The sequence below is a fragment of the Streptomyces sp. NPDC056486 genome (genome assembly GCF_042795295.1).
GTDB lineage: Bacteria > Actinomycetota > Actinomycetes > Streptomycetales > Streptomycetaceae > Streptomyces.
The window spans coordinates 1-1,659 of record NZ_JBHTSF010000327.1; the positions used below are offsets into that span (position 1 = coordinate 1).

The following is a 1,659-nucleotide window of genomic DNA, read 5'->3' on the forward strand; positions in this document are numbered from 1 at the left end:
GGAGCTGTCGAAGGTGGGACTGGCGATTGGGACGAAGTCGTAACAAGGTAGCCGTACCGGAAGGTGCGGCTGGATCACCTCCTTTCTAAGGAGCATCTAGATTCCGCAAGGAATCCAGAGCCACTACGTCGGCAAATGTTCGGCGGTGGTTAGCTCATGGGTGGAACGTTGACTATTCGGCACGATCGGTTGGACCTGTAAGTACTGCTTCGGCGTGGAAAACAGAGTCTTGATTGGTCGGGCCGGGCACGCTGTTGGGTATCTGAAGGTATGGCCGTATGGCTGCCTTCACTGCCGACCCCGGTAAAAGTCTGCTTCGGCGGGCTGTGACGGGTGGTTGGTCGTTGTTTGAGAACTGCACAGTGGACGCGAGCATCTGTGGCCAAGTTTTTAAGGGCGCACGGTGGATGCCTTGGCACCAGGAACCGATGAAGGACGTGGGAGGCCACGATAGTCCCCGGGGAGTCGTCAACCAGGCTTTGATCCGGGGGTTTCCGAATGGGGAAACCCGGCAGTCGTCATGGGCTGTCACCCGCTGCTGAACACATAGGCAGTGTGGAGGGAACGCGGGGAAGTGAAACATCTCAGTACCCGCAGGAAGAGAAAACAACCGTGATTCCGGGAGTAGTGGCGAGCGAAACCGGATGAGGCCAAACCGTATACGTGTGAGACCCGGCAGGGGTTGCGTGTGCGGGGTTGTGGGATCTCTCTTTCACAGTCTGCCGGCTGTGAGACGAGTCAGAAACCGTTGATGTAGGCGAAGGACATGCGAAAGGTCCGGCGTAGAGGGTAAGACCCCCGTAGTCGAAACATCAACGGCTCGTTTGAGAGACACCCAAGTAGCACGGGGCCCGAGAAATCCCGTGTGAATCTGGCGGGACCACCCGTTAAGCCTAAATATTCCCTGGTGACCGATAGCGGATAGTACCGTGAGGGAATGGTGAAAAGTACCGCGGGAGCGGAGTGAAATAGTACCTGAAACCGTGTGCCTACAAGCCGTGGGAGCGTCGCGTGCAGCACTTGTGCTGTACGTCGTGACTGCGTGCCTTTTGAAGAATGAGCCTGCGAGTTTGCGGTGCGTTGCGAGGTTAACCCGTGTGGGGAAGCCGTAGCGAAAGCGAGTCCGAATAGGGCGATTCAGTAGCGCGCTCAAGACCCGAAGCGGAGTGATCTAGCCATGGGCAGGTTGAAGCGGCTGTAAGAGGTCGTGGAGGACCGAACCCACCAGGGTTGAAAACCTGGGGGATGACCTGTGGTTAGGGGTGAAAGGCCAATCAAACTCCGTGATAGCTGGTTCTCCCCGAAATGCATTTAGGTGCAGCGTCACGTGTTTCTTGCCGGAGGTAGAGCACTGGATAGGCGATGGGCCCTACCGGGTTACTGACCTTAGCCAAACTCCGAATGCCGGTAAGTGAGAGCGTGGCAGTGAGACTGTGGGGGATAAGCTCCATGGTCGAGAGGGAAACAGCCCAGAGCATCGACTAAGGCCCCTAAGCGTACGCTAAGTGGGAAAGGATGTGGAGTCGCAGAGACAACCAGGAGGTTGGCTTAGAAGCAGCCACCCTTGAAAGAGTGCGTAATAGCTCACTGGTCAAGTGATTCCGCGCCGACAATGTAGCGGGGCTCAAGCGTACCGCCGAAGTCGTGTCATTCCAGCAT

2 rRNA genes are annotated in these 1,659 nt (G+C 57.0%); both read left to right on the forward strand.

Annotated elements, in window-relative coordinates:
* Window positions 1-85: ribosomal RNA gene (locus ACFQ7F_RS45815) — 16S ribosomal RNA — on the forward strand; the annotation flags it as partial.
* 295 nt (window positions 86-380) lie between these two features.
* Window positions 381-1,659: ribosomal RNA gene (locus tag ACFQ7F_RS45820) — 23S ribosomal RNA — on the forward strand; the annotation flags it as partial.